The sequence below is a fragment of the Nitrosomonas nitrosa genome (genome assembly GCF_003051105.1).
Lineage (GTDB): Bacteria > Pseudomonadota > Gammaproteobacteria > Burkholderiales > Nitrosomonadaceae > Nitrosomonas > Nitrosomonas nitrosa.
Genome location: NZ_QAOO01000021.1, coordinates 1 through 24,326, shown reverse-complemented (window position 1 = coordinate 24,326; position 24,326 = coordinate 1). Strand labels below are relative to the sequence as shown.

General features: G+C 45.0%; 22 protein-coding genes, 1 tRNA gene and 1 pseudogene. 13 read left to right on the top strand and 11 right to left on the bottom strand.

Features of this window, described 5'->3' with window-relative positions; genetic code table 11:
* Positions 1 to 151: 151 nt before the first annotated feature.
* The 7 genes from C8R30_RS11660 to C8R30_RS11630 all read right to left on the bottom strand — a co-directional run bounded on the left by C8R30_RS11660 (position 152) and on the right by C8R30_RS11630 (position 7,964).
* Positions 152 to 1,375 (bottom strand): ABC transporter permease, encoded by a 1,224-nt coding sequence (locus tag C8R30_RS11660; RefSeq protein ID WP_107790173.1) that lies wholly within the window; start codon positions 1,373 to 1,375, stop codon positions 152 to 154.
* Positions 1,372 to 2,112: an ABC transporter ATP-binding protein gene (locus tag C8R30_RS11655; protein WP_107790172.1), complete on the bottom strand. Its 741-nt coding sequence runs from the start codon at positions 2,110 to 2,112 to the stop codon at positions 1,372 to 1,374. Before C8R30_RS11655 ends, C8R30_RS11660 begins: the two co-directional genes overlap by 4 nt.
* A complete protein-coding gene (locus C8R30_RS11650) occupies positions 2,112 to 3,260 on the bottom strand; it encodes an efflux RND transporter periplasmic adaptor subunit (RefSeq protein ID WP_107790171.1) in 1,149 nt (382 codons plus the stop codon). Before C8R30_RS11650 ends, C8R30_RS11655 begins: the two co-directional genes overlap by 1 nt.
* 110 nt (positions 3,261 to 3,370) lie before the next feature.
* Positions 3,371 to 4,903, bottom strand: coding sequence for a M48 family metalloprotease (locus tag C8R30_RS11645; protein WP_420812406.1), 1,533 nt, complete (start codon positions 4,901 to 4,903; stop codon positions 3,371 to 3,373).
* A gap of 420 nt (positions 4,904 to 5,323) precedes the next feature.
* Positions 5,324 to 6,700, bottom strand: a complete 1,377-nt coding sequence (locus C8R30_RS11640; protein WP_090665570.1) for a phosphomannomutase/phosphoglucomutase — start codon at positions 6,698 to 6,700, stop codon at positions 5,324 to 5,326.
* Between the two features lie 118 nt (positions 6,701 to 6,818).
* Positions 6,819 to 7,022 carry a zinc-finger domain-containing protein gene (locus C8R30_RS11635; protein WP_090665568.1) on the bottom strand — a complete coding sequence of 68 codons (204 nt, stop codon included), beginning with the start codon at positions 7,020 to 7,022 and terminating at the stop codon, positions 6,819 to 6,821.
* 21 nt (positions 7,023 to 7,043) lie between these two features.
* Complete coding sequence (locus tag C8R30_RS11630; RefSeq protein WP_090665567.1) at positions 7,044 to 7,964, bottom strand: branched-chain amino acid transaminase; 921 nt, start codon at positions 7,962 to 7,964, stop codon at positions 7,044 to 7,046.
* Between the two features lie 350 nt (positions 7,965 to 8,314).
* Between C8R30_RS11630 and C8R30_RS11625 the strand changes: the two genes are divergently transcribed.
* Positions 8,315 to 8,812, top strand: a complete 498-nt coding sequence (locus tag C8R30_RS11625) for a retropepsin-like aspartic protease family protein (protein WP_090665565.1) — start codon at positions 8,315 to 8,317, stop codon at positions 8,810 to 8,812.
* Between the two features lie 108 nt (positions 8,813 to 8,920).
* Positions 8,921 to 10,171, top strand: coding sequence for an NADP-dependent isocitrate dehydrogenase (gene icd / locus C8R30_RS11620; protein WP_090665563.1), 1,251 nt, complete (start codon positions 8,921 to 8,923; stop codon positions 10,169 to 10,171).
* A gap of 157 nt (positions 10,172 to 10,328) precedes the next feature.
* On the opposite strand, the gene C8R30_RS11615 is transcribed toward icd, so the two are convergent.
* Positions 10,329 to 10,532, bottom strand: coding sequence for a cold-shock protein (locus tag C8R30_RS11615; RefSeq protein ID WP_090665561.1), 204 nt, complete (start codon positions 10,530 to 10,532; stop codon positions 10,329 to 10,331).
* A 291-nt stretch (positions 10,533 to 10,823) separates the two neighbouring features.
* Between C8R30_RS11615 and clpS the strand changes: the two genes are divergently transcribed.
* From clpS to ribD, 5 genes are all read left to right on the top strand, one after another.
* Positions 10,824 to 11,132: an ATP-dependent Clp protease adapter ClpS gene (gene clpS / locus C8R30_RS11610; RefSeq protein ID WP_090665559.1), complete on the top strand. Its 309-nt coding sequence runs from the start codon at positions 10,824 to 10,826 to the stop codon at positions 11,130 to 11,132.
* A gap of 1 nt (position 11,133) precedes the next feature.
* Positions 11,134 to 13,395, top strand: a complete 2,262-nt coding sequence (gene clpA, locus C8R30_RS11605; protein ID WP_107783214.1) for an ATP-dependent Clp protease ATP-binding subunit ClpA — start codon at positions 11,134 to 11,136, stop codon at positions 13,393 to 13,395.
* A gap of 368 nt (positions 13,396 to 13,763) precedes the next feature.
* The gene (glyA, locus tag C8R30_RS11600; RefSeq protein WP_090665555.1) at positions 13,764 to 15,014 is read left to right on the top strand and encodes a serine hydroxymethyltransferase; all 1,251 of its coding nucleotides are present in this window, start codon (positions 13,764 to 13,766) and stop codon (positions 15,012 to 15,014) included.
* Positions 15,015 to 15,126: 112 nt separating this feature from the next.
* Entirely contained in the window at positions 15,127 to 15,582 is a 456-nt protein-coding gene (gene nrdR, locus C8R30_RS11595; RefSeq protein ID WP_090665553.1) for a transcriptional regulator NrdR, read from the top strand.
* 116 nt (positions 15,583 to 15,698) lie between these two features.
* Positions 15,699 to 16,769, top strand: coding sequence for a bifunctional diaminohydroxyphosphoribosylaminopyrimidine deaminase/5-amino-6-(5-phosphoribosylamino)uracil reductase RibD (gene ribD / locus C8R30_RS11590; protein WP_090665552.1), 1,071 nt, complete (start codon positions 15,699 to 15,701; stop codon positions 16,767 to 16,769).
* A gap of 9 nt (positions 16,770 to 16,778) precedes the next feature.
* Here ribD and C8R30_RS11585 read toward each other — a convergent pair whose 3' ends face one another.
* From C8R30_RS11585 to mpl, 3 genes are all read right to left on the bottom strand, one after another.
* Positions 16,779 to 17,318, bottom strand: coding sequence for a response regulator transcription factor (locus C8R30_RS11585; protein ID WP_090665550.1), 540 nt, complete (start codon positions 17,316 to 17,318; stop codon positions 16,779 to 16,781).
* A gap of 51 nt (positions 17,319 to 17,369) precedes the next feature.
* Entirely contained in the window at positions 17,370 to 18,641 is a 1,272-nt protein-coding gene (locus tag C8R30_RS11580) for an ATP-binding protein (RefSeq protein ID WP_090665548.1), read from the bottom strand.
* Between the two features lie 118 nt (positions 18,642 to 18,759).
* Positions 18,760 to 20,145 carry a UDP-N-acetylmuramate:L-alanyl-gamma-D-glutamyl-meso-diaminopimelate ligase gene (mpl, locus tag C8R30_RS11575; RefSeq protein ID WP_090665803.1) on the bottom strand — a complete coding sequence of 462 codons (1,386 nt, stop codon included), beginning with the start codon at positions 20,143 to 20,145 and terminating at the stop codon, positions 18,760 to 18,762.
* A gap of 458 nt (positions 20,146 to 20,603) precedes the next feature.
* Between mpl and gluQRS the strand changes: the two genes are divergently transcribed.
* The 6 genes and pseudogenes from gluQRS to C8R30_RS11545 all read left to right on the top strand — a co-directional run.
* Positions 20,604 to 21,530 (top strand): tRNA glutamyl-Q(34) synthetase GluQRS, encoded by a 927-nt coding sequence (gene gluQRS, locus C8R30_RS11570; protein ID WP_090665545.1) that lies wholly within the window; start codon positions 20,604 to 20,606, stop codon positions 21,528 to 21,530.
* A 106-nt stretch (positions 21,531 to 21,636) separates the two neighbouring features.
* Entirely contained in the window at positions 21,637 to 22,794 is a 1,158-nt protein-coding gene (locus C8R30_RS11565) for an NAD(P)/FAD-dependent oxidoreductase (protein WP_090665543.1), read from the top strand.
* A 26-nt stretch (positions 22,795 to 22,820) separates the two neighbouring features.
* The gene (locus C8R30_RS11560) at positions 22,821 to 23,291 is read left to right on the top strand and encodes an SRPBCC family protein (protein WP_090665541.1); all 471 of its coding nucleotides are present in this window, start codon (positions 22,821 to 22,823) and stop codon (positions 23,289 to 23,291) included.
* Positions 23,292 to 23,377: 86 nt separating this feature from the next.
* Positions 23,378 to 23,830 (top strand): PAS domain-containing protein, encoded by a 453-nt coding sequence (locus C8R30_RS11555; RefSeq protein WP_090665539.1) that lies wholly within the window; start codon positions 23,378 to 23,380, stop codon positions 23,828 to 23,830.
* 162 nt (positions 23,831 to 23,992) lie between these two features.
* A tRNA-Ser gene (locus tag C8R30_RS11550) sits at positions 23,993 to 24,080 on the top strand.
* A gap of 123 nt (positions 24,081 to 24,203) precedes the next feature.
* Positions 24,204 to 24,326: pseudogene (locus C8R30_RS11545) on the top strand (ISAzo13 family transposase); the annotation flags it as partial.

The window sequence follows — 24,326 nt, the reverse complement described above, 5'->3', positions numbered from 1 at the left end:
GGTTTTTTTAGGGGGATATATCGCTGATGTCTTTATTCGGTGTAAAGAGACGTTATCTCCATCTTTGTCTATAAGATAGCGGTGACCCTTGTAAAAGGGATAAATATGCCGCATAGCAGAAAATGTGTTGTTTGCAGAGGGTTTTACTAAGCTATTCATAACGCAATGCTTCGACTGGCTTTAAGGAGGCTGCTTTTTTGGCGGGGTAAAAACCAAAAAATACGCCGATGATAGAGACAAAGGTGAATGCGAGACCGATCATGCTGAGCGTAATGACGACAGGCATGTCGGCAATTTGACTGATTGCCCAGGCGCAAGTGATCCCAAGCGCAACGCCTGTTATACCACCCAGAATACAAATCATCAGGGCTTCCAGTAAGAACTGTGTGAGTATCGCTCGCTGGCTGGCACCGATTGCCATACGAATTCCAATCTCCCGGGTTCGTTCAGTTACGGATACCAACATGATATTCATAATACCAATACCTCCAACCAACAATGAAATTGAAGCAATGGCACCTAGCATCCATGCCATGATTTTGGCTGTAGTGCTTGCAACAGCAGCCAGTGCGGTCAGATTGCGTACCGTAAAATCATTTTCCATTTTGCCCGTGATGCGATGACGTTGACGGAGTAAACGTGTAATTTCCTGTTCCGCTTCTTCCATCATTTCGGCTGATTTTGCTTGAACCAGCATAAGATTGATTGAACCCGGGAATTGATTGCCCAGAACCTGACGCTGAGCGGTGGTCAGTGGGATAAGCACATTATCATCTTGGTCTCGACCGCTAAGACTTTGACCTTTAGCGGCAAGTACACCGACTACTAAAAAGGGTCTGTTACTAATACGAAGCGTTTTGCCGATAGGATCTTCTGTTCCAAATAAATTTTCGGCCGTAATTTTTCCAAGTACAGCCACGCGTGTAGCAGAGCGCACATCCGCTTCTGAAAAGATATCTCCGCGTTCTATTACCCAGTTACTGACTGTGAAATAATCCGGGGTTACGCCTGATATGCTTGTGCTCCAATTATTCGCGCCATAACTAAACTGTGCGATACCAGAAACAACGGGAGCGGTTGCTTCGACTGACGGAAGCTCTGCGATGGCTTGAGCGTCTGCCGCTGTCAGTGTTTTTACGCTCCCTATGCCAAAACGTAATCCACCCGAGGAAGTGGCCCCGGGTACGACGATCAGCAGGTGGCTTCCCATGGAAGCAATAGTGTTGTTGATATTCGCTTGGGCACCTTGTCCGATTGAAAGCATCAAAACGACAGCAGCTACACCGATGATCATGCCGAGCATGGTAAGCCCCGTGCGCAAACGATTAAGGCGTAGTGCGCGAAAGGACTCAGTGATAATGATCAGCAAATTCATACAGTCGTGGGGGATCGCATTTCATCTTGAACAATGTGCCCGTCTTTCAACCTAATTAGGCGGTTAGCGTAGGCTGCGATATCGTCTTCATGTGTGACCAATATGATCGTTATATCACGATCACGGTTGAGTTGCGCAAATAATGCCATGATTTCCTGGCTGGTTTGTGTATCAAGATTACCGGTAGGTTCATCCGCCAGAATTAACTGTGGCTGGTTTACCAGTGCGCGGCTGATCGCTACGCGCTGCTGCTGCCCGCCTGAGAGTTGATTCGGATAATGCCGTGTGAATTGACCGAGGCCAGTTTGCTGCAATAATGATAGCGCTTGCTTGCGGCTTTCACTTCGATTCATACCAGCGTACAGCAATGGTATGGCAACGTTGTCTAGGGCTGTCATGCGCTTGAGTAGATTAAAGCCCTGGAACACAAAGCCTATATTGCGATTTCTTACACGCGCAAGCTCATCGCCAGAAAAGGTCGCGACATTACGGCCAGCTAACCAGTAACTGCCTGCTGTGGGTGTATCAAGGCATCCTAGTATATTCATTAGAGTAGATTTTCCAGAACCGGATTGCCCCATAATGGCAATAAATTCACCAGGGTAAATCTCAAGATTGATATTAAAAAGGACCTGGTGGCAGGCTGATTGATTCTCGGGATGATCCAGGTTGTAGGCTTTACACAAATTTTCTACTCGAATCAGAGGTTGATTGGGAGCGATGTTTGTGCCTGACATTAGAACATCCTAAACCTGAAGTTACTGGCAGAGCCTTGGCTCTGCTTTTGAGCTGCATTATCACCGATAATCAGTAGGTCCCCCTCTTTTAGATCACCGGAAATCACTTCGGTGAAATTACCATCGGTGATGCCGGTAACGACATTGATTGGTACAGGTACTTTGTTTTCAAGGCGATAGAGAGGAGATTGATGAGCCTGTTTGTTGATAGGCATGGAAAGTAGGTCATTGCTCGGTTTATAGCGAAGCGCAGCATTAGGCACCCGAATGACTGCCGTTTTTTGTTCGACGATGAAGCGCACATTTGCCGTCATTCCAGGGAGTAAGATGCCATGATCGTTAATAACTGTCGCGACCACATTGTAAGTTACGACATTCTCTTGGATAGTGGGATTGAGGCGGATTTGCTTCACATAAGCAGTAAATTCTTGATCCTGAAAGGCATCGACCGTGAATATGATTTCTTGGTTGGTGTGGATTTGTCCAATATCCGCCTCAGCAACACTGATATTGATTTGCATTTGCCGGAGATCACGAGCAATCTGAAAAAGTATGGGTGTTTGGAAACTGGCTGCAACGGTTTGGCCAACATTGACGTCGCGCGCAACGACGACTCCTGAGATGGGCGATCGGATGACACTGTAGTTGAGGTTGGCGCGATCCCGTTCAACATTGGCTTGGCTGATTGCAACCTGCGCACGGGCTATATCCAGCTGTTGCTCGATTTCATCGAGTGCTTCATCAGAAATAAATCCTTTTTGCAACAACCTTTGGCCGCGATGAGCTTTACTAATTGCGTTTTTCAAAGTTGCCTGAGCGCTCTTAAAATTAGCTTCTGACTGGTGCAGCTGTGCTTTAAGCAAGGCAGGATCAAGTTCGGCCAAGATTTGGCCAATTTCGACTTGATCGTTGAAGTCTACATAAATTTTGGATACGGTACCGGAAACTTGTGTCCCTACATTGACCAACTCCAGCGGTGTCAGTGTGCCATTGGCTGAAATGATCTGCACAATATCGCCTCGATCCACTGCTTTAGTTCGATAGTTTTCTTTATTGGATTCCGATTTATTGTTGGTATAGCCATAAACAGCGCTAGCTAATAGGATGATCAGCAGAAAAATCAGTTTGTTTTTATGTTGTAAACGCATTGTCCGAACGTAATTGAAGTCTTGCTTAATTAAAATAGTAGCAGAGTGAATACCGTCGCGTGGAGGGTTGCATAACAGTAAGGGGGGTACGATAAGGTGGGATCAGTTCATCAATCTTTTTCGAAAGCGGCGACAAATTCTTTCAGTTGCCGCAAGCGTGCCTCCACGCTGGATAATTGGTAGAAATTACCATTGCTCATACGTAAAGCGATTTCTAATTGCTCAATTGCAGCATGGTATTTTCCTTCCTGGATATAGATTTCAGCCTGAGCGCGATGCTGAAGCATATGATTATCGAGCGCTGCGTGAGCCTTTGCTTCTAACCGATAAAGATTGATATCTTCATGAATGATTTGAGATTGTTTGTTGATAAAATCAAGGGCAGCCTGCGCGCTCTGATGATCGAGTAAAGCTGCGATATAATCGTAAATTAACGCACGGTGTTGAGGATATGTCTTTAATGCCGATTGATAAACTGCAAAAGCGTCCTTGATTTGTTTGTTGGCGAGCTTAACACGTGCTGCGAGCGTTTCAATCATGGCGCCAGTCTGTAAATACTCGCTTTCAACTAAAACAGGTTTACCCAAACGGTGATTTTTCAGTACGCCGAGAGATTGATCGGATTGTATTAGTCGATATAGTTCATTGAGCTCCTTATCCGCCCGCTGGAATTTTTTGTCGCGTAATAGGGCATAAATCAAGCCGTAACGCTCAGCGATTTCGTTTGCATAGCGTTTGTCCCGAATGCGAGAATCGAATTCTGCGACGGTGTCTGCAGGGTTACCTTGCAATGCTTTTAACTTGGCGCGGACTAAGTGAAAGTCGATGCTGTCTGGAACTTGACGGTATGCTAGTTCGCGAGTGCGGTTTTCTATATCTGCAATCCGCTCGTATGTGAGAGGGTGAGTTCTAAGGTAAGAGGGCGCACCGTTTTCATAGTAGCGTCCTGCATTCTGCAAACGCTCAAAAAAAGCTGCCATACCGTGCGGGTCAAATCCAGCTTTTTGTAATATATTAAAGCCGATCCGGTCTGCCTCCTTCTCGTGCTTGCGCGTAAAATTGAGACGAGATTGGATTGCGCCAGCTTGTGCAGTAGCGAGTACGGCTTGTCCAGCTTGTGGATTAGAACGGGAAGCAAGAATCGCTATAGCAAGCGCAGCAATGGACGTAATGAGGCCGATATGTTGCTGTCCAGAGATCATTCTTGCAAGATGCTTTTGGGTTACATGAGCAATCTCATGCGCCATGACGCCAGCTAGCTCGGATTCACTTTGCGCCGCGATAATTAGTCCGCTGTTAAAGCCCATGAATCCCCCTGGTAAAGCAAATGCATTGATAGAAGGATCTTGTAAAGCAAAAAATTCAAACGATTGATCAGGTTTTGCTTCGTTGGACGATGAAATCAAACGATTGCCTAGGTTATTGAGATAGCTATCGATTTCAGCATCGTTGAGATAGCTTGGATCTGCACGAATTTGGCGCATGATCTGCAATCCTATTTGTCGTTCCTGGCGAGGCGTGATTGTGGCTTGTGATACATCACCTAAGTCTGGTAACTCATCAGCGAAAATGCTCGCTGGAAATATGAGTGGAATGACGATAATCAAATAGAGAAACTTCATGCCAATTTGATAATTGTTCACAAGCCAAGTTCCCAAGTATATACCCCTGAGTAATTGAGATGACTGGGAGGCTGTCCGAGAATAGTGATCGTAGTGAGGGTGAAACTGGCAGAGCTGGATTTTTCGATCATTTGAGGCGAATAGTTATTCTATTTAACGAAAAGGATCGGAAAATTCGGCCTGGCAGGTTCGTCCGTAGTAGATCAACCTATTTTCGGATAGCTCCCTAACGTTTAAACGACATGAAGTGCTTCCTCCATTGTAAGGAAATACAAAATCGATGGAAGATTGAGGCAAGTAGGCATTACTTGCGCTCACTGGCAATCGACCAAGCATCATTCTTTCTGAAACGGGCTAGTCGTACCCGCTACGTACTACGCTATAACATTTTCTTGCCATAACGGGGCCAACAATGCTTGTTTATAGGGCCTCTATGAGTAGCTAGAAGGGTAAAACAGCGTCAGGTTTGAACGTCAAAATGACATTACGAAAATCTTGCTGAATACGATGTAACGCTTCTGGATTGTCAGCTTCAAAGCGTAATACTGCAACTGGAGTGGTATTTGATGCGCGGATCAGGCCAAACCCATCTTTGTATTCGACTCTCAGCCCATCAATGGTAATAATGCGCTCTGGATGATCAAAGCGAGCACTCTTCTGAAGTTGGGCGATTAGCGTATGGTTCTCGCCCTCTTTCAGTTTAATCTGCAGCTCCGGTGTATTAAGTGCATCTGGAAGTGCATGCAGGGTTGCATTGATATCACTTTGCTTGCTCAATAATTCCAATAGGCGCGCTGCTGTATAAAGCGCATCGTCAAAGCCATACCAACGTTCTTTGAAAAAAATGTGGCCGCTCATTTCACCAGCCAATAATGCGCCGGTTTCTTTTAATTTACCCTTAATGAAGGAATGGCCGGTTTTCCACATGATGGGCTTGCCGCCATGTTGTTCGATCCATTTCGCTAGATTGCGCGTACATTTCACATCAAAAATAATTTCCCCTCCAGGGTTCCTGGCCAATACATCTGCTGCAAATAACATAAGTTGACGATCAGGATAAATAATGCTGCCATCTTTCGTTACCAGTCCTAGCCGATCACCATCCCCATCAAACGCAAAACCAAGCTCGGCATCCGTTGTCTTCAATGTGCGAATAACATCCTGCAAGTTTTCGGGAACAGAGGGGTCAGGGTGATGGTTGGGGAAAGTGCCATCTACATCACAGAATAATTCTGTGACTTCACAGCCCATTTTTCGGTAAAGCTCGGGGGCGAATGCCCCAGTTACGCCATTGCCGCTATCAACGACGATTTTAATCGGACGGGTAAGCTTGACATCATCGACAATGCGCTGAATGTAAGTTGGCGTAATAAGATGTGTACGATAACTTCCTTCCCCGGTTATTAAATCATTATTTTCTATACGAATACGTAGAGCTTGAATGGTTTGTGCGGCTAGCGTTTCACCGCCCAGTACTATCTTCATGCCGTTGTAATCGGGGGGATTATGGCTGCCCGTAATCATAACGCCGGTATAGTCGCATAATTCGTGCGCTGCGAAATAGAGTATCGGGGTGGGCACCATTCCGACATCAATGACTTGGAGGCCGCTTTTTTGTAATCCATTTGCCAGCGCTTGCGCGAGAGAGGGGCTTGATAGTCGGCCATCTCGTCCTATTGCAATTGCTTTGAGTCCTCGTTCGCGTGCTTCAGAACCAATAGACTGGCCAATCATTTCGACAACATCACTTGTCAGCACGGTATCGACGACACCTCGGATATCGTAAGCTTTAAAAATTTCAGATGGTACTCTGTTCATGGCGTAATCCCTGATTGGTCGAGCTATATATTATTGGAAAGCAAATTTAGGTCATTCTGCTGGTTCTCTCCCGCAATCCTGATGGTTGATTCAATCTGAAATGCGGGAGGTCGTTGATTTAATGATGTCCTGCTTTGGCGCCACCTTTCAAAACGTAGTGCGTGCCGCAATAGGGGCATTGTGCTTCACCGGTAGCTTCAATCGGTAAAAAAACACGTGGATGCGCATTCCATAAGCGCATTGAGGGCATGGGGCAGTGCAGGGGCAGGTCTTCTTCGGTAACTTCAATTCGTCGTTGATCGAGAGTAGTCGGGTTATTCATTAAGTACTCCATTATACTAATTCAAACATAATGTAACCAATCGGTATGGTGCGTCGCCTTGCCACTAACGCAATCAAAAAACAAGGACTGCAATTGCTGAGTAATCGGGCCCCGTTTACCATTACCGATGATCCGATTATCCAGCTCCCGGATAGGCGTGACTTCGGCTGCTGTTCCGGTAAAGAATGCTTCGTCAGCACAGTAAACTTCATCTCTGGTAATGCGTTTTTCAATAACGGGAACACCCATTTCTTGTGCAAGTTCGATAACTGAGTTACGGGTAATCCCTTCAAGGCAAGAAGTTAAATCGGGCGTATAAAGTTTGCCTTTTTTGATAATAAAGATATTTTCTCCTGAGCCTTCGGCAACATATCCATCAACGTCCAGCAGCAAAGCTTCTTGGTAGCCATCCTGCGCGACCTCTTGGTGTGCCAAAATAGAATTTGTGTAGGTTGCTACCGATTTTGCGCGGCACATATTGATGTTGACATGGTGTCGGCAGAAGGAGGATGTTTTCACGCGTATGCCATTCTCGAGACTATCGGGACCTAAGTATGTTCCCCATGGCCAGGCGGCGACTGCGACATGAACTGTAAGGTTTTTAGCCGACAGACCCATTGCCTCCGAGCCATAAAAAACGATAGGACGGATATAGCCGGATTCTAAATGATTCTGTTTAACGACTTCTTTTTGTGCCTGCATTAAGGTGGTTCTATCAAAAGGCATGGCCATCTTGAAGATGTGAGCTGAATGAAATAGACGGTCAGTATGCTCGACTAAACGGAAGATGGCAGGTCCTTTGTCAGTTAGATAAGCGCGTAGACCTTCAAATACACCCATTCCGTAATGTAAAGTATGAGTAAGGATATGCGTGGTAGCATCTCGCCAAGGAATCATTTTTCCGTCGTACCAGATTACACCATCGCGATCTGCCATTGACATGGAGGGGCTCCCGATAAAAATTCGTAAAGCTACATTCTAGCGTATTTTTTGGCAAGTAATGATACATACTCCGCTTGATTGATCTGGCTGCTAAGCATTGCTTGGGATAGGGCAGGATAGGTCATGGGTTTTAGATGAGATAGATTTCATGACATTTTGATTAGGCGGGCGGGTTGAGTAACTAAAAAGAGCGAGCGCCTGGTTTTGATTTAAAATGTGTCGTCGTGCTGGATTAGAAATAACAGAAATTAATGCGGAGGAAAACTCTGCTGGGAGTTTGAACTAAGTTTTTACTCTGATTTTTTGATTATTTTTAGGCAGTCCATTTTCGAAAATGACACAATCTAATAATGCGTAATGATATTCCTTGGGGCCATGTTACAGCATTAGTGCTCAGCTGGTTAATCATCTTTGGATTTGCTTATTTATTTTTTGCAAATTGGCAAGAGCCTAAAATTGCCGTAGCCCAAAATAACCAGCAAGAAACCGAAATTGTGATTCCTCGATCGAGAGATGGGCATTATTACGTTCGAGGAGAGGTGAATGGATATCCGGTCGACTTTATGGTTGACACGGGGGCGAGCATTATTTCTATTAGCCATGAAGTGGCACGCGCAGCTCATTTACCGCGCGGAAGACCGGCAATTTTTTCGACTGCAGCAGGTAATATTATGGGGGAGATCGTAGCGGATCAAGATATCAAAGTGGGAAATATCTCCGCAAGAGGTTTGACTGTGAGTGTTGGTATACAAGGGCGGATCGGCTTGCTCGGGCAAAATTTCTTGCGCAAGGTAGAGGTTATCCAGTCAGGAGATAAAATGGTGCTGCGCGTAAACGGAAGCCGTTAAAGTTTGGATTGATTTCATGATAGCGGTGATGTGCAACTATTGGCATCACATGGTCGAGTAACATTAGATTTTGAAAGTATCTTATAACCCACTATTTTTGGAGATTTTATGTTTCAGCATATAAAAGTACCTGTCGAAGGCGAGAAAATTCTTGTCAATGATGATTTCTCGTTGACCGTACCTGATTATCCAATTATTCCTTTCATTGAAGGGGATGGTATTGGAATAGATATCACACCTGTCATGATAAAAGTTGTGGATGCGGCGGTGAGCAAGGTATACGGAGACAAGAAAAAGATTTTTTGGATGGAAGTATATGCTGGAGAGAAATCGACAAAGTTATATGGTGAAGATGTTTGGTTGCCAGATGAAACCCTCCAGGCTGCAAGGGAGTATGTGGTTTCAATCAAAGGGCCTTTAACGACCCCCGTTAGTGGAGGAATTCGCTCTATTAATGTGGCGTTACGTCAATTGCTCGATCTTTATGTTTGCTTAAGACCCGTTCGCTACTTTGATGGTGTGCCCAGCCCAGTTAAAAATCCAGAAAAAGTCGATATGGTGATCTTTCGTGAAAACTCAGAAGATATTTATGCTGGCATAGAGTGGCAAGCTGAATCTGCATCTGCGCAAAAGGTGATTAATTTTCTGATAAATGAGATGCAAGTCAAGAGTATCCGTTTTCCGCACTCTTCCGGAATTGGTATCAAGCCTGTGTCGAGAGAAGGGACGGAGCGGCTCGTAAGAAAGGCGATCCAGTATGCGATTGATAATAAGCGTTCATCAGTAACATTAGTGCATAAAGGCAACATCATGAAATTCACTGAGGGCGCATTTAAGAATTGGGGGTATGACTTGGCGTCAAGAGAGTTTAATGCTGAGCCGTTGGATGGTGGGCCGTGGATGAAATTGCCGGCAGATAAAGGGGGCATCATTATCAAAGACGTGATTGCTGATGCGTTTCTGCAGCAAATTCTGCTGCGTCCTAATGAGTATGACGTGATTGCTACGCTGAATCTTAATGGCGATTACATATCCGATGCATTGGCCGCACAGGTAGGCGGTATCGGTATCGCACCTGGAGCAAATCTTAGTGATTCAATCGCAATTTTCGAGGCTACGCATGGCACAGCGCCAAAATATGCCGGCAAAGACCAAGTCAACCCGGGATCGATCATTCTTTCAGCGGAAATGATGCTAAGGCATATTGGCTGGCATAAAGCTGCCGATACCATCATTAGCGCTATGGAAAAAACTATCCAAGATAAAATAGTAACTTATGATTTTGCACGTTTAATGCAAAACGCTACTGAGGTCACATGCTCCCGTTTCGGAGACGCAATCGTAACCAACATGGAATAGAAAGCAAAATCAGAATTCTATTAACCCCCCTGTCAATTTGTTGCTTGCATGACGTAGGGGGGTAGCTTAAATTTCCAAGAAGTTGATTTAGCCACCCTAGTTTTCGACTAGAGTGCCTTTTACTTGTAGTAATTAATCTTGTCTTGAATTTTTCGCCTTAGGCAGTCTGGATATTCGATGCTTGTTTCCCTTTTGGCCCTTGAGTTACTTCAAAGCTCACCTTCTGGCCTTCCTTCAGAGTTTTAAACCCCGTCATGTTGATTGCGGAGAAATGCGCAAACAAATCTTCGCTGCCATCATCAGGAGTTATAAAGCCAAACCCTTTGGAATCATTGAACCATTTTACTGTACCTGTTGCCATCACTACTTCCTATTAAAAAAACTGGGCCGGACACCCTAATACTATTTGAATTTCAAGACCACAAACAGCTCTAACCAGTACTGCGGAGAACTTGAAGCCAAACGCCAGTTGCTGTTTTACGCAAATTTTTAGCTTAAGTCAAGCCATCAAGTAAATTTTGAAATGGCTTATTTGCAGTAAAGTAGAATGATATATTTTAAGATGCTTGAAAATTTTGTCGTAATCGTCAAATATGTTAAAAAAGATTGTATGGTTTTGTAGCTTACGCTTTCTTTAATGGGTGGATGAGTCATGGCAACAAAAAATCGTGAAAACGGAATGCTGGAGGAAAGCAAAAACAAGATTAAACTTCCTCCCTTATACAAAGTGATGTTACTAAATGATGATTTTACACCTATGGATTTTGTGGTGATGGTGTTGCAAAACTTCTTTTTTATGAGCCAAGAAAAGGCTACTCAAATTATGCTTAAGATTCACACGGAGGGGGTGGGTATTTGTGGTATTTATCCCAGTGATATCGCTACGACTAAGGTTCAGCAAGTAAATGAATTTTCTAGACAGAATCAGCACCCATTAATGTGTGTTATGGAGAAAAACTGACATGATCGCACAAGAATTAGAAGTAAGTTTACACATGGCGTTTGTGGAATCACGCCAAAAGCGCCATGAATTTATCACAGTTGAGCATTTATTACTTGCGTTGCTCGATAACCCTAGCGCGGCAGAGGTGCTGAACGCGTGTGCAGTTGACATTGAAGATTTACGTGGCTTACTTCAGGATCATATCAATCGTCATACACCTATCGTCAGTGGGAACGGGGAAGTTGATACACAACCCACGCTCGGTTTTCAGCGAGTGATTCAACGTGCAATATTGCATGTTCAGTCATCTGGCAAGAAAGAAGTCACAGGTGCCAATGTTTTAGTGGCCATTTTTGGTGAAAAGGATTCTCACGCGGTTTATTTTTTGCAACAGAAAGGTGTAACCCGCCTGGACGTGGTGAACTATATATCTCATAAGATTTGTAAAGTATCGCAGAATAATGATCACAATAAGATTGAGGATGAGAATGATAGCGAGCAACAGCAGAATGCAGGGAATACCCTTGAGAGCTACACGGTCAATCTTAACAACCTGGCCATCGCCAATCGCATTGATCCCCTGATTGGGCGCGAAAAGGAAATAGAACGCGTTATTCAGACGCTATGTCGACGCAGAAAAAACAATCCGCTCTTGGTAGGTGAAGCGGGTGTAGGAAAAACGGCAATTGCGGAAGGATTGGCCAGGCGGATCACTGAAGGTGATGTGCCGGAAGTGCTTGCACATCATCAGGTGTATGCTCTGGATATGGGGGCTCTGTTGGCAGGGACCAAGTACCGTGGTGATTTTGAGCAGCGATTCAAAGCGGTATTGAAGCAGCTGGTTGATAATCCAAAAGCTATCTTGTTTATAGATGAAATTCACACTTTGATTGGCGCAGGAGCAGCTTCTGGCGGTACCTTGGACGCGTCTAATTTGCTTAAGCCCATGTTAAGTGCGGGACGCTTGAAGTGTATTGGCGCCACGACCTACAATGAGTACAGAGGGATTTTTGAGAAAGATCATGCGTTATCCCGGCGTTTCCAAAAAGTTGAAGTGTCAGAGCCTAGTGTCGATGAAACGGTAGCAATTTTGCGTGGCTTGAAAACACGTTATGAGAAGCATCATAACGTCAAATATACTGCAGTAGCATTGACGGCTGCCGCAGAATTATCAGCTCGCTTCATCGGTGATCGGCATTTGCCCGATAAAGCCATTGATGTCATTGACGAAGCGGGTGCAGCACAAAGAATCTTGCCAAAATCGAAGCAACGCAGGATTATAGGTAAGCACGAGATTGAAAGCATTGTTGCCAAAATTGCCCGGATACCCTCGCAGAGTGTTTCGAGTGATGATCGTAATAAATTAAAAACACTCGATCGTGACTTGAAATCGATTGTTTTTGGACAAGACGCAGCGATTGATGCTTTGGCATCAGCCATTAAAATGGCGAGAAGTGGTTTAGGTAACCCACAAAAACCTATAGGTTCGTTTTTGTTCTCTGGCCCAACCGGCGTAGGGAAAACCGAAGTGGCTCGCCAGCTTGCGTACGCAATGGGTGTTCCTTTGCATCGATTCGATATGTCCGAGTATATGGAGCGCCATGCCGTTTCAAGATTGATTGGTGCACCTCCAGGATACGTGGGATTTGAGCAGGGCGGTCTGCTTACTGAAATGATTATCAAGCAACCTCATTCTGTATTGTTGCTTGATGAAATTGAGAAAGCACATGGAGATATCTACAATGTCTTGCTGCAAGTCATGGACCATGGCACTTTGACCGATAATAATGGACGAAAAGCCGATTTTCGTAATGTGATTATTATCATGACTACCAATGCTGGTGCAGATTCTTTGACGAAATCGTCTATCGGTTTTGCTAAAGTAGCTAAAGTTGGTGATGAAATGGCTGAGATTAAACGCATATTTACGCCAGAATTTCGTAACCGATTAGATGCGATTATCTCATTCGCGCCATTGAGCAAGGAAATTATCTTGCGTGTTGCTGATAAATTCTTAATGCAGCTTGAGTCACAACTGCAAGAGAAAAAAGTAGAGGTTATCTTTAGCGAAAATTTACGTAACTATCTCGCCGAGCATGGATTCGATCCGGTAATGGGTGCTCGACCGATGTCGCGTCTTATTCAAGACACCATTCGGCGTGCGCTAGCAGATGAATTGCTGTTTGGTCGCTTACTCAATGGCGGTAGAGTGACAGTCGATATCAATAATGAGGGTATGATTGAACTTCAGTTTGAAGATAGTGCATGTGATATCCATTAAAATAAAGATTCCTAGCCCGTAGCAGAACGATAGATAAGGTTATGGAATAAAGCACAGTAATTTTCCTTCGCCATGATTATTTACTGACCGTGAGGTATTAAGAAAAAACCCGAGAAATATCAGATGAATGAAAGTAGGTGCTGCATCAATTTACACATCTAAATGTACTTAGATGTGAGCAGTGACCGGGGGGTATACTTAATATCTTTAAGTCTGCTCAAGATTTAAGGGTGTTTTTCCTGGTAGCATTACTCGATAACTATCAATCTTAAGATCTAGATCGTTATCTATACATCGCTGCTGCTATTCGAAATGGTAGAATGCAAAAATTTTTAAATATCTAATTTTTTCAAAGAGTAAATGCTGTCATGTTTTCGTATAAAAAAACAATAGAAATAGTCGATCCTGATTTATGGCAAGCGATTAAAGGCGAGATGCAGCGTCAAGAGGATCATATCGAATTGATCGCATCCGAGAATTATGCAAGCCCGGCTGTTCTTCAAGCGCAAGGATCGGTACTAACGAATAAATACGCAGAGGGATATCCTGGTAAACGCTATTATGGTGGTTGTAAACATGTCGATGTGGTGGAACAACTTGCGATCGATCGCTTGAAAGCGTTATTTAATGCTGAATATGTTAATGTCCAGCCGCACTCCGGTTCACAAGCAAATGCAGCCGTTTATTTGTCCGCACTTAAACCAGGCGATACGTTGCTAGGTATGTCCCTTGCGCATGGTGGGCATTTAACACATGGTGCCTCAGTCAATCTGAGCGGCAAAATTTTTAATTCGGTAGCGTATGGTCTTGATCCCAAGACAGAAGAAATTGATTACAGCGAGGTTGAACGATTAGCGCATGAGCATAAGCCTAGAATGATTGTTGCGGGTGCTTCTTCTTACGCAAGAGTCATCAATTGGAAATATTTTCGAAAGATTGCAGATGAAGTAGGGGCTTATTTATTTGTCGATATGGCGCACTATGCGGGATTGATCGCTGCGGGTTTTTATCCTAATCCAGTAGGCATAGCCGATTTCGTGACCAGTACGACCCATAAAACTTTGCGTGGCCCACGAGGTGGCGTGATTATGGCTAAGCAAGAATTTGAGAAAACACTCAATTCAGCCGTTTTCCCACAAACTCAGGGTGGTCCCTTAATGCATGTGATCGCTGCTAAGGCGGTCTCTTTTAAAGAGGCGGCAACCAAAGAATTCAGGGCTTATCAGCAGCAAGTAATCGAGAATGCTCGCGTCATGGCGAAGGTATTGCAGAACCGTGGATTGCGAATTGTTTCTGGGCATACTGATTGCCATATGTTCTTAGTCGATCTCCGTGCGAAGAATCTAACGGGCAAACAGGCGGAAGAAGCATTAGAGAGCGCTCATATCACGGTCAATAAAAACGCTATCCCTAATGACCCACAGAAACCCTTTGTAACGAGCGGCATACGGATAGGTACGCCAGCCGTTACTACAAGAGGCTTCAGGGAATTAGAGTCGGAACAATTGGCAAATTTGGTTGCCGATGTACTAGATGCGCCGGCTGATACTGCTGTTCTGGCGCGTGTCGCGCAAGAAGCAAAAAGGTTGTGTACTAAATTCCCGGTTTACGGAGAATGAAATCCTGGCTAAGTTGGAGTGTTGTTTATGGAGTAAGGCAAATCGAATCTTGTGGCAAAATTGTAAAAGCAATTTTGCAATTTTAGTTTGCACACTCGATTGACGTTTAATAATGAGATGCCCTTTCTGTAACGCTGAAGACACCAGTGTAATAAATTCGCGTGTGAGTGAGGAGGGGGATCGTGTGCGCCGCCGGCGGCATTGTGCAGCGTGTGGTAAACGTTTTACGACTTATGAAACAGTAGAGTTGCATTTACCGCGAGTCATTAAGCAGAATGGTAACCGCGCAGAGTTTAGTCGCAATAAGCTTATGACAGGCTTCTTGCGTGCGCTGCATAAGCGACCTGTACCTACTGAATATGTGGATGCAGCGATCGACCGCATCGTTCAGAAATTGCTCAGTCTGGGCGTAAGGGAGATACCATCACGCAGTATTGGTGAGTTGGTGATGCAAGAGCTTTATAAGCTCGATAAGGTCGCGTATATCCGCTTTGCTTCCGTATACAAAAGCTTCCAAGATGTGGGCGACTTTCAGGATGTCATCAAAGAAGTTCAGGAATTACACTAGATCTTAAAAAATTGTCTGTAGCGAAAATGAATAGTTGGGCAGCAACAAAGCCATTACTTGTAGAATAATTTGTGCCAGACAATTCTCTAGATTTTTCCCCTAGCGATTATGCTTTCATGTCTCAAGCTTTGAGGCTTGCTGAAAGGGGGTTATATACTACGAGCCCCAATCCGCGTGTTGGGTGCGTCATCGTAAAAAATAACCAAGTAATCGGTACAGGCTGGCATGAACGCGCGGGTCTGCCCCATGCTGAAATCAATGCGCTGCGTTCTGCTGCCTATGAAGTAAAAAATGCGACTGTTTACGTAACCCTGGAACCGTGCAGCCATTATGGGCGGACACCTCCCTGTGCACAAGCACTCATCGAAGCGGGTGTGGCTAAGGTGGTGGTGGCGATGCAAGACCCCAATCCCTTGGTAGCAGGAAAAGGGATCGCCCTGCTGCAGCAGGCAGGCATTATGGCCCAGTGCGGTTTATTAGCGGCACAAGCACGCGCGCTCAATATTGGTTTTGTGACTCGCATGCTTCATCAACGGCCTTGGGTAAGATTGAAAATAGCAACAAGCCTGGATGGTAAAACAGCGTTGATCAATGGGGAAAGTCAATGGATTACAGGCGAAGCTGCACGTATGGACGGGCATCGATTGCGTGCCATGTCTTGCGCCGTCTTGACCGGAATGGGGACAGTCAAGCGGGACAATCCTCAATTGTCGGTGCGCCTTATCGAAACCACACGCCAGCCAGTGCGTATCGTGCTTGACAATCGCTTAGAAATTTCACCCGATGCGAAGTTGTTGCAAAGCGGGAGGGTATTGATTTTCTCTGCTCAAGGGGATGAGGATAAAAGAAAAGCGATAGAAGAGAAGGGCGCGTGCGTATTTATCTTGCCGAGTACTAATGGTAAGGTCAATCTCAATCTGATGATGGCTAAGTTAGCCAATCTGGAAATTAATGAAGTACTCGTCGAAGCAGGGGGAGGGTTAGGAGGCGCTCTGCTGCAGGCGGGGTTGGTTGACGAACTCTTTGTTTATCTTGCACCTTGTATATTGGGTAGCCAAGCGCAGGGGATGTTGAATCTGCCCGTGCTAACCAGTCTAGCTAACAAGCATAATCTTGAATTTACCGATTTTCGTATGGTGGGGAAAGACATTCGAGTGACGGCAAGGATAGTGAATACTAATCTGTAAGGTCTATTGCTAAATTGGTTTTTTGGCCAGCTTGCGCTGTAATGTTCTCCGGTGCATATTGAGAATTCTTGCAGTAACAGAAATATTGTTATTGTTTTCGGTCAGAATACGATGGATATACTCCCATTCCAAGCGGCCTACTGAAAGCGGGTGTGCGCTTATGGGGACCTCGGTGTCACCCGAAGTGCGTTCGAAAGCTGCCATGATGTCGTTCACATCAACCGGTTTAGCCAGATAATGTGTCGCACCGAGCTTGATGGCTTCAACAGCAGTTGCAATGCTGGCGTAACCCGTCAGCATGACGATACGTGTCCCAGGATCGAGTTTTTTGATTCTATCAACCAACGTCAAGCCGGACTCGTCGGCTAGTTTGAGATCAATAATGGCATATTCAGGCATAAGCGCTTCTACTTTTTCCAACGCGGAGGTAATGGTGTGAGTACACGTAACATCGAATCCCCGTTTGGTCATTGCTTTGGCTAATACCTCGCAGAAAACTGGGTCATCATCGACAATAAGTAAACTGGGATGTTCGCTGGATTCATTCATAGGTTAGGGTTTCTTAGCTCAGAACATTTGTAGTGGATAAATACGCTTGCTTTAAGATATCAAGGGAAGGGAGACATGTATGCAAGCGCCTCCCTCGGGGTGATTGAATAAACGTACACTGCCGCCAAAACGCTCGATATTGGCATTTGCAAGAAACAATCCAATGCCAAAGCCTTGTCCCGGCGCTTTACTGGTAAAAAAAGCTTCGCCTGCCCGTTGCATGGCTTCTTTGGTCAATCCTTCGCCATCATCATGAATTTCTAGATTGAGCATCTGTTGATCCCAATGACTCTTGATCTTGACTTCATTGGTTGAGGCGTCTGCAGCGTTGTTCAGCAAGTTTAGGATAGACTGGCTGAGTAATTGCGTGTTCATGATGCGTGGTACGGGTTGTACACCATCGGACAGATAGTTGAATTTCGTCGAAGGTCGAATAAGCTGCCATTTAGTCAGGATTTGTTTCAGAAAGTAATCTACGGGCTGGCTATTCCCATCCTCGACGCGTGCTTGTCCGGCATTGGCGAGTAGCTGCGTCAATGTTTGCTTGCAATGGGTGATTTGGTTACGCAGGATTTGGATATTATTCTGGAATTCTTCATTCTGAGGGAATTCGCGTTGTAACTCTCCAGCAATAACTGCCATGGTCGAGAGCGGGGTGCCGAGCTCATGGGCTGCACCGGCAGCTAACGTGCCTAGTGCGATGATTTGTTCGTTGCGTAGCGCTTGTTCTCGTGCCTGGGCAAGATCCTTATCGCGATCGCGGATGGAACTGCTCATTTTAACGACAAACCAGGCAATCAAAATAGTACTTAACACAAAGGTCAGCCACATCCCCGAAATATGTAGATTAAATTCCATCAGATGCGCGCTATGATCATCCGAGTGATCATGCGGCAGTGGGATGTATTCAAATAACAGGATGGTATAGCAAGTTATCGTAATGCCAGCGATCGCCCAAGTATAGCGCCAAGGCAGGATCGCTGCAGCAATGGTGAGGGGCAGTAAATAAAGCGAGATAAAGGGGTTGGTCGAGCCCCCGCTCAAATACAGTAATGCGGTTAACGCAAATATATCAATCAGAAGCTGCGCAAAAAACTCTAGATTCGAAACAGGAAAAGTATGGTGCAATCGAACCCAAGTGAAAAAATTGAGTAAGCTGAGGATGACGACAACGATTGTCATCTCGGTCCACGGTACTTCTATTTCAATAGCGGAGTAGACGAAGACAAACAGAATGCATTGCACGACGATTGCGATGCTTCTCAAAAAAAACAAACGCTGCAGATTTTTACTCAGGGGGGATTGATGAAAAATGTTAAACATTTGGGCTGCTAATCAGGCATGACGTATTTTGTCTCAACATTAACGTAAAACAACTGTTTAGGCTATGTGACAAATTGTCACACCTTTAGTTGTTAAAAAGGGGGTTATAAATGCTGAGTCAATGATGATGTTTGCTGAGGGAAGTCTGTAGTTTTTCGTGAATGCCCTCAAAGCCGCCATTGCTCATGATCACGATATGATCGCCTGGGAGTGTGGCGAGCGTAATCGCGTCGACCATAGGCATGAGTTCTCCATAGAGATGCGCTTTTTTTTCTAGTGTGCTCAATGCCTCTTCCACATTCCATTCTGCGTGATGGGTATAACAATAAATCAGGTCTGCTCCTTGTAAGCTGTCCGCAAGCTGATCTTTCCAGATGCCCATTTTCATCGTATTGGAGCGGGGTTCTAGCACGGCGATGATACGTGCGTTGCCGATCTTGTTGCGCAGACCCGCTAATGTTGTTCTGATTGCGGTGGGGTGATGGGCAAAATCATCGTATACGGTGATGTTATGGATGACGCCGCGAATTTCCATTCGTCTTTTAACGTTCTTGAACTCGGATAGTGCCGAAATTGCGATATCCGCAGGGACGCCAGCGTGACGTGCGGCAGCAATTGCAGCGAGTGCATTCATGCAGTTATGCTCTCCAAGCAGTTCCCATCGCAGTATGCCTTGATGTCTTCCTTTAAAGGAGATATCGATTTCCTGATTCTGCAGTAATTTGGCTTGCCAGCCGTCATCGACACCAAATTGTTCAACGGGTGTCCAGCAACCAAGCGACAGTACTTGTTGCAGGTTTCTCTCAAGGCCATTGGCGACAATTAATCCATTTCCTGGAAGCGTTTTAACGAAATGGTGGAACTGCCGTTGGACGGCTGCTAAATCTGGAAAGATATCGGCATGGTCGAACTCTAGGTTATTCAGTACCGTTGTTTTGGGACGATAATGAATAAATTTGGAGCGTTTATCGAAGAATGCCGTATCGTATTCATCGGCTTCGATGACAAAAAAGGGCGAAGACTCATAACCGTTGGATGAGGATTGACCTCTCCCGCTCAGTCGTGCGGAAATTCCAAAATTCTCAGGGATACCGCCGATCAGGAAGCCTGGCGCAAGTGAGCTATATTCCAATATCCATGCAAGCATTGAACTTGTGGTCGTTTTGCCATGGGTGCCTGCAACAGCGAGCACCCACTTATTTCTCAGAATGTGTTCTGAAAGCCATTGTGGGCCTGAGATATAGGGTAGGTTTCTATTGAGAATCTCCTCCATTAAAGGATTGCCACGAGAAATGGTGTTGCCGATGACAAACAAATCTGGATTAATCTGTATTTGCTCAGGTGTGTAACCTTCAATCAGCTCTATGCCTTGAGCGATAAGTTGCGTGCTCATCGGCGGGTAGACATTCGCATCGCAACCTGTAACTTGGTAACCCGATTCTCGTGCAAGTACAGCAAGTCCGCCCATAAAAGTGCCGCAAATACCGAGAATGTGAATATGCACCACGTGTCCTTCTGAGAAAAATGATAGAGAAAGCAGTTTATTAGAGTGGCTGGTTCTTTGTTTGATAGATTTAGGCTTAAATTATCCAAGATACGATTGACTGTTCAGACGGCAACAGTTAAGTATGCGTATGGACTTTCTATCAAGCTGTCAGCCGCAGTTTCAGGGATTATACTTATTAACCGTAAATTTTCATAAATTACCTCGCGCGCTCATTTGTCTTTTAATTAATAGGGAAGATTTTGCTCGGTAGAGTGGATGAGTCACTTCATTATGCTAACTAAAAATATTATTATTAATCAGATTGATGCGTGATCATTACATGAATTTATGAAATATTCGGGCTAAGTATTACCCAGCCGATTTTAGCGTTTTGCCTTAAAAGTTGAGGTAAGTTCTTCTGTGCGTGAGCACAAATACTGTGTAAGGAAAAAATTTCTAAATCAACTCGAAGTTTGATGAAACAACAATCAACGGGTATATCTACTTATCGAGGGCGTTTTGCCCCTTCGCCGACGGGTGCCTTGCACTTGGGATCGCTGGTAACCGCAATCGCCAGCTATCTTGAGGCTAGAACGCGAGGAGGAGAGTGGCTGGTTAGAATCGAAGATTTAGATGTGGTTCGCACTCTGCCAGGTGCTGCACAGCAGATAATGCAAACACTGGAATTGCTTGGAATGAGTTGGGATGGGGAAATCATTTATCAAAGTCAGCGGCAAGCAGCGTATCAGGCCGCATTGTTGAGGCTTGAGAATGAGGGGTTTATGTATCCTTGCACGTGTTCCCGTAAAGAAATCGCAGATACTGCCTTGATTGGGGTTGATGGTCCGATCTACCCCGGAAGTTGTCGCGCGGGTCGTTCGATTGCCCTGAGTGATCGACCCTCTGCTTGGCGCATCAGAACCGATAACAGATTGATTCATTTCGAAGACAGCGTGCAAGGAAGCATTTGCCAGAGGGTGGAAAATGAGATCGGTGATTTTGTGTTGCGGCGGGCGGATGGCATTTACAGCTATCAATTGGCCGTGGTTGTCGATGATGCATGGCAAGGAATCACGCATGTTGTGCGAGGGGCTGATCTACTACACTCAACGTCCCGGCAGATATACCTTCAGAAATTGTTAAGTGTTGAAACACCTTGTTATTCACACGTGCCCGTAGTCGTGAACGAGCAAGGAGAAAAATTGAGCAAACAAACCCGGGCTGAACCAATAAACTTAACCAATCCCTTGCCACAATTGGTAGCAGCGCTTCGGTTTCTTGGTCAGAATCCACCGGAAGAGCTCAGCAAGAGTGACCTTTCTACCTTCTGGGAATGGGCATTAGCGAATTGGTGTGTAGGTGAAATACCAAGAAGAAGCCATGTCTTTTTAAAAGAGCCGTGATCTGCCCTTAAAGGTGGAATACAGCATAAAGATCAATAATTCATGCTACGCTACAAGCAGGCATAAATTCTGATCGTTTTAATTTTTAGTGGAATAAGGAGCAAGTGTGGCTTTTTTGCCATTTTATATATCGGGTCGTAAACAGCTAAAAGTCGTGATCATCGGTGGTGGCTATGCCGGTATCGCTGCGTTGACTTCGCTTGTGCGTTATATGCCGGACATTGAAATTACGCTTGTTGATCCACGGAGGCATCACATCAAGATCACGCATCTGCACGAAACATTCCGCTACCCATTATCGGATGTATTGGTTCCTTTTTCAGTGCTTGAGCAGCGATTCGGCTGTCAGCATATTTGTGCAGCCCCGGCATTTGATGAAGCGACTTTGCAGCAATGGCATGACGCGAAATGTGTGATATTTGATGACCATGCAATTCCATTTGATTATCTGCTGATTGCTTCAGGCGCGCCTGGGGCGGGAGCTGGCCATGCAGAAGGTATTCTTGAGTTAAATGATTTTACGAGAACAGCCGGTTCGGAATTGCTGAGTGGCTATCTAGCCGGAGAAGGTGCCGTAAATGCGCCGATCTCGATTATTGGTGGGGGGGCTACCGGCATACAGTATTTGTTTGAGATCGCGCATTTCTTACAGCGTCACAAATTTGAAAACAAGCTGCGTTTGATCGACAGTGGGGAGCGAGTACTCAAACAGTTTCCTGGTCGATTTGCGAGCTATACGCAAGCTTGCATGGCTGACCTTGATATCGATTATTTTCCTGGGATGCTGTTTCGGGGGCAACGTGATAACACTATTATGCTTAAAGCAAAAGATAGTGGAGACGAGTGCGCGCTTCCTTCAGGTCTATCGATACTGTTTGTGGGTAAGAAGCAAGATAATCAGCTTGCCGCGAATGCTTTCGGGCAGGTCATAATCAATCAGCGCTCATTACCCTCTATTTTTGTTGCCGGTGATTGTTCTCATTATCAGGCTTTTGGTTCAAATGCCATGACAGCACAATCAGCCGTGCGTAAAGGAAAGTTGGTTGCGCGGAATATTTTGCGTCACTCAGGATTGCTTAAAATACTTGAACCTTATTTGCACCATGATATAGGTTATGTAGTCAGTCTAGGTCCTGCGGATGCGGTTGGTTGGCTCGCGCTTGAGAATAATGTCGTTACCGGCATTGCTGCGCATGTCATTAAAGAAATTGTCGAGGCACAATATGATTTACTGTTGACAGGGATAGATACCTATCTGATTTAGGGCATCGATATGCAGGAGGTTGTAGCATGTTTAATTTGTTTAGCGACAAGCCGGTCGTCGGAAAAGCGAGTTCAGTGATTCGGCAGTCGGATGAGTACGTATTCAATTTTATTGGCATCGATTTACTCGTTAACTATCCGAGGTGGTCGCCGGAAGTGCGAGAGCTGGAGCAACTGACAGAGGGGCCGTTTGGATTAGGCACATTATGCCGTCAAGTACGGGTGGATCAAGGTAATCGATCGGAATCGACCTTCAAGGTTGTCATTTTCGAGCCTTATGCGCAGATTCGATTTGACGGGGTGTCCAATCCATTTCGCTGTGATTACTTGTTGGAGTCAAATGACGCAACTTCGACTCAAGTCACATTTACTTTTGAATTACTTAGCCTAGAATTGCACATGCGGCCATTTGAGAAGCTTATTCGTATAGCCGTTCAGGATGGCGCGGAAAGAACCGTCAGAAATATCAAGAGGCTAATAGAAGCCGAGTCGATCTGATCAACCCGTGGCTGCCAAGCCATGGTTTTTTTAACCTCCGTTAGGATAAATTTCGGTTTATCACTGGAAAATTTTGGAGAAAAAGAATGGACTTTATCGTTGAGAAAGACCCTGGATTAATTCCACAAGTATTGTCCAAAATTCTTGATTCTTGTGTTAATGGCATCACGCTGGCGGATCCTGACCAGGAGGATTTACCCTTGGTTTATGCCAACAAAGCATTTGAGATAATAACAGGCTATACACAAGAAGAAACAATAGGGAAAAATTGCCGCTTCTTGCAGGGAACGGATCGCGACCAGAAGGAGCGCTATCAATTAAAGGAAGCGATTGATAATAAGCGACCCATTGAAATAACGCTTAGGAATTACAAAAAAAATGGCGAAATGTTTTATAACCATCTCGTGATCACCCCCCTATTTGATGTGCACGGTAATGTGCTTTACTACCTTGGCGTACAATACGATATTACGCAACAACGACATGCTGAAGAAGACATCAAGCGATTGAAAGAGGAGCTTGCTGCATTGAAGAAATAGTTCGCATGCATAGCGGGTTTTGCTGGCATTAATGTCCCTAAAAATGTATCATTCCAACCGGTCAGCCTTTAGAATTTCTTAAAAACCCGACAGTAGACAGATCATAGAATGATCTTCATTATAGAAGGTCATTTTTTTCTGTATCGATGATCGTTGGTTACCGGAAGCGTGGCAGAGTGGTCGATTGCACCGGTCTTGAAAACCGGCAACGGGCAACCGTTCGTGAGTTCGAATCTCACCGCTTCCGCCATCTACAGTGACGTAGGCTATTGGCTGTCAAATGTGATTGACCGACATAATCTACTCAGCCCTGTCTTAGGAATTGTAAATAAATAACTGTAACAAATAAGTCGGAAAATAGTATCATGTCTTCATGATAATTGAAGATAACACCATTGAGTCAATACGAATCAGATTTAATAAACTTGCATGGACATTGGATGAGCGCATGAGGCGGTTGTTTGCTGCCGCTGAGGCTTCGGCATTAGGGAGAGGC

Coding starts and splice junctions, on each gene's coding strand:
- C8R30_RS11660 (WP_107790173.1), bottom strand. CDS start 1,375: ATGAATTTGCTGATCATTATCACTGAGTCCTTTCGCGCACTACGCCTT.
- C8R30_RS11655 (WP_107790172.1), bottom strand. CDS start 2,112: ATGTCAGGCACAAACATCGCTCCCAATCAACCTCTGATTCGAGTAGAA.
- C8R30_RS11650 (WP_107790171.1), bottom strand. CDS start 3,260: ATGCGTTTACAACATAAAAACAAACTGATTTTTCTGCTGATCATCCTA.
- C8R30_RS11640 (WP_090665570.1), bottom strand. CDS start 6,700: ATGAACAGAGTACCATCTGAAATTTTTAAAGCTTACGATATCCGAGGT.
- C8R30_RS11635 (WP_090665568.1), bottom strand. CDS start 7,022: ATGAATAACCCGACTACTCTCGATCAACGACGAATTGAAGTTACCGAA.
- C8R30_RS11630 (WP_090665567.1), bottom strand. CDS start 7,964: ATGTCAATGGCAGATCGCGATGGTGTAATCTGGTACGACGGAAAAATG.
- C8R30_RS11625 (WP_090665565.1), top strand. CDS start 8,315: ATGCGTAATGATATTCCTTGGGGCCATGTTACAGCATTAGTGCTCAGC.
- icd (WP_090665563.1), top strand. CDS start 8,921: ATGTTTCAGCATATAAAAGTACCTGTCGAAGGCGAGAAAATTCTTGTC.
- C8R30_RS11615 (WP_090665561.1), bottom strand. CDS start 10,532: ATGGCAACAGGTACAGTAAAATGGTTCAATGATTCCAAAGGGTTTGGC.
- clpS (WP_090665559.1), top strand. CDS start 10,824: ATGGCAACAAAAAATCGTGAAAACGGAATGCTGGAGGAAAGCAAAAAC.
- clpA (WP_107783214.1), top strand. CDS start 11,134: ATGATCGCACAAGAATTAGAAGTAAGTTTACACATGGCGTTTGTGGAA.
- glyA (WP_090665555.1), top strand. CDS start 13,764: ATGTTTTCGTATAAAAAAACAATAGAAATAGTCGATCCTGATTTATGG.
- nrdR (WP_090665553.1), top strand. CDS start 15,127: ATGAGATGCCCTTTCTGTAACGCTGAAGACACCAGTGTAATAAATTCG.
- ribD (WP_090665552.1), top strand. CDS start 15,699: ATGTCTCAAGCTTTGAGGCTTGCTGAAAGGGGGTTATATACTACGAGC.
- C8R30_RS11585 (WP_090665550.1), bottom strand. CDS start 17,318: ATGAATGAATCCAGCGAACATCCCAGTTTACTTATTGTCGATGATGAC.
- C8R30_RS11580 (WP_090665548.1), bottom strand. CDS start 18,641: ATGTTTAACATTTTTCATCAATCCCCCCTGAGTAAAAATCTGCAGCGT.
- gluQRS (WP_090665545.1), top strand. CDS start 20,604: ATGAAACAACAATCAACGGGTATATCTACTTATCGAGGGCGTTTTGCC.
- C8R30_RS11560 (WP_090665541.1), top strand. CDS start 22,821: ATGTTTAATTTGTTTAGCGACAAGCCGGTCGTCGGAAAAGCGAGTTCA.
- C8R30_RS11555 (WP_090665539.1), top strand. CDS start 23,378: ATGGACTTTATCGTTGAGAAAGACCCTGGATTAATTCCACAAGTATTG.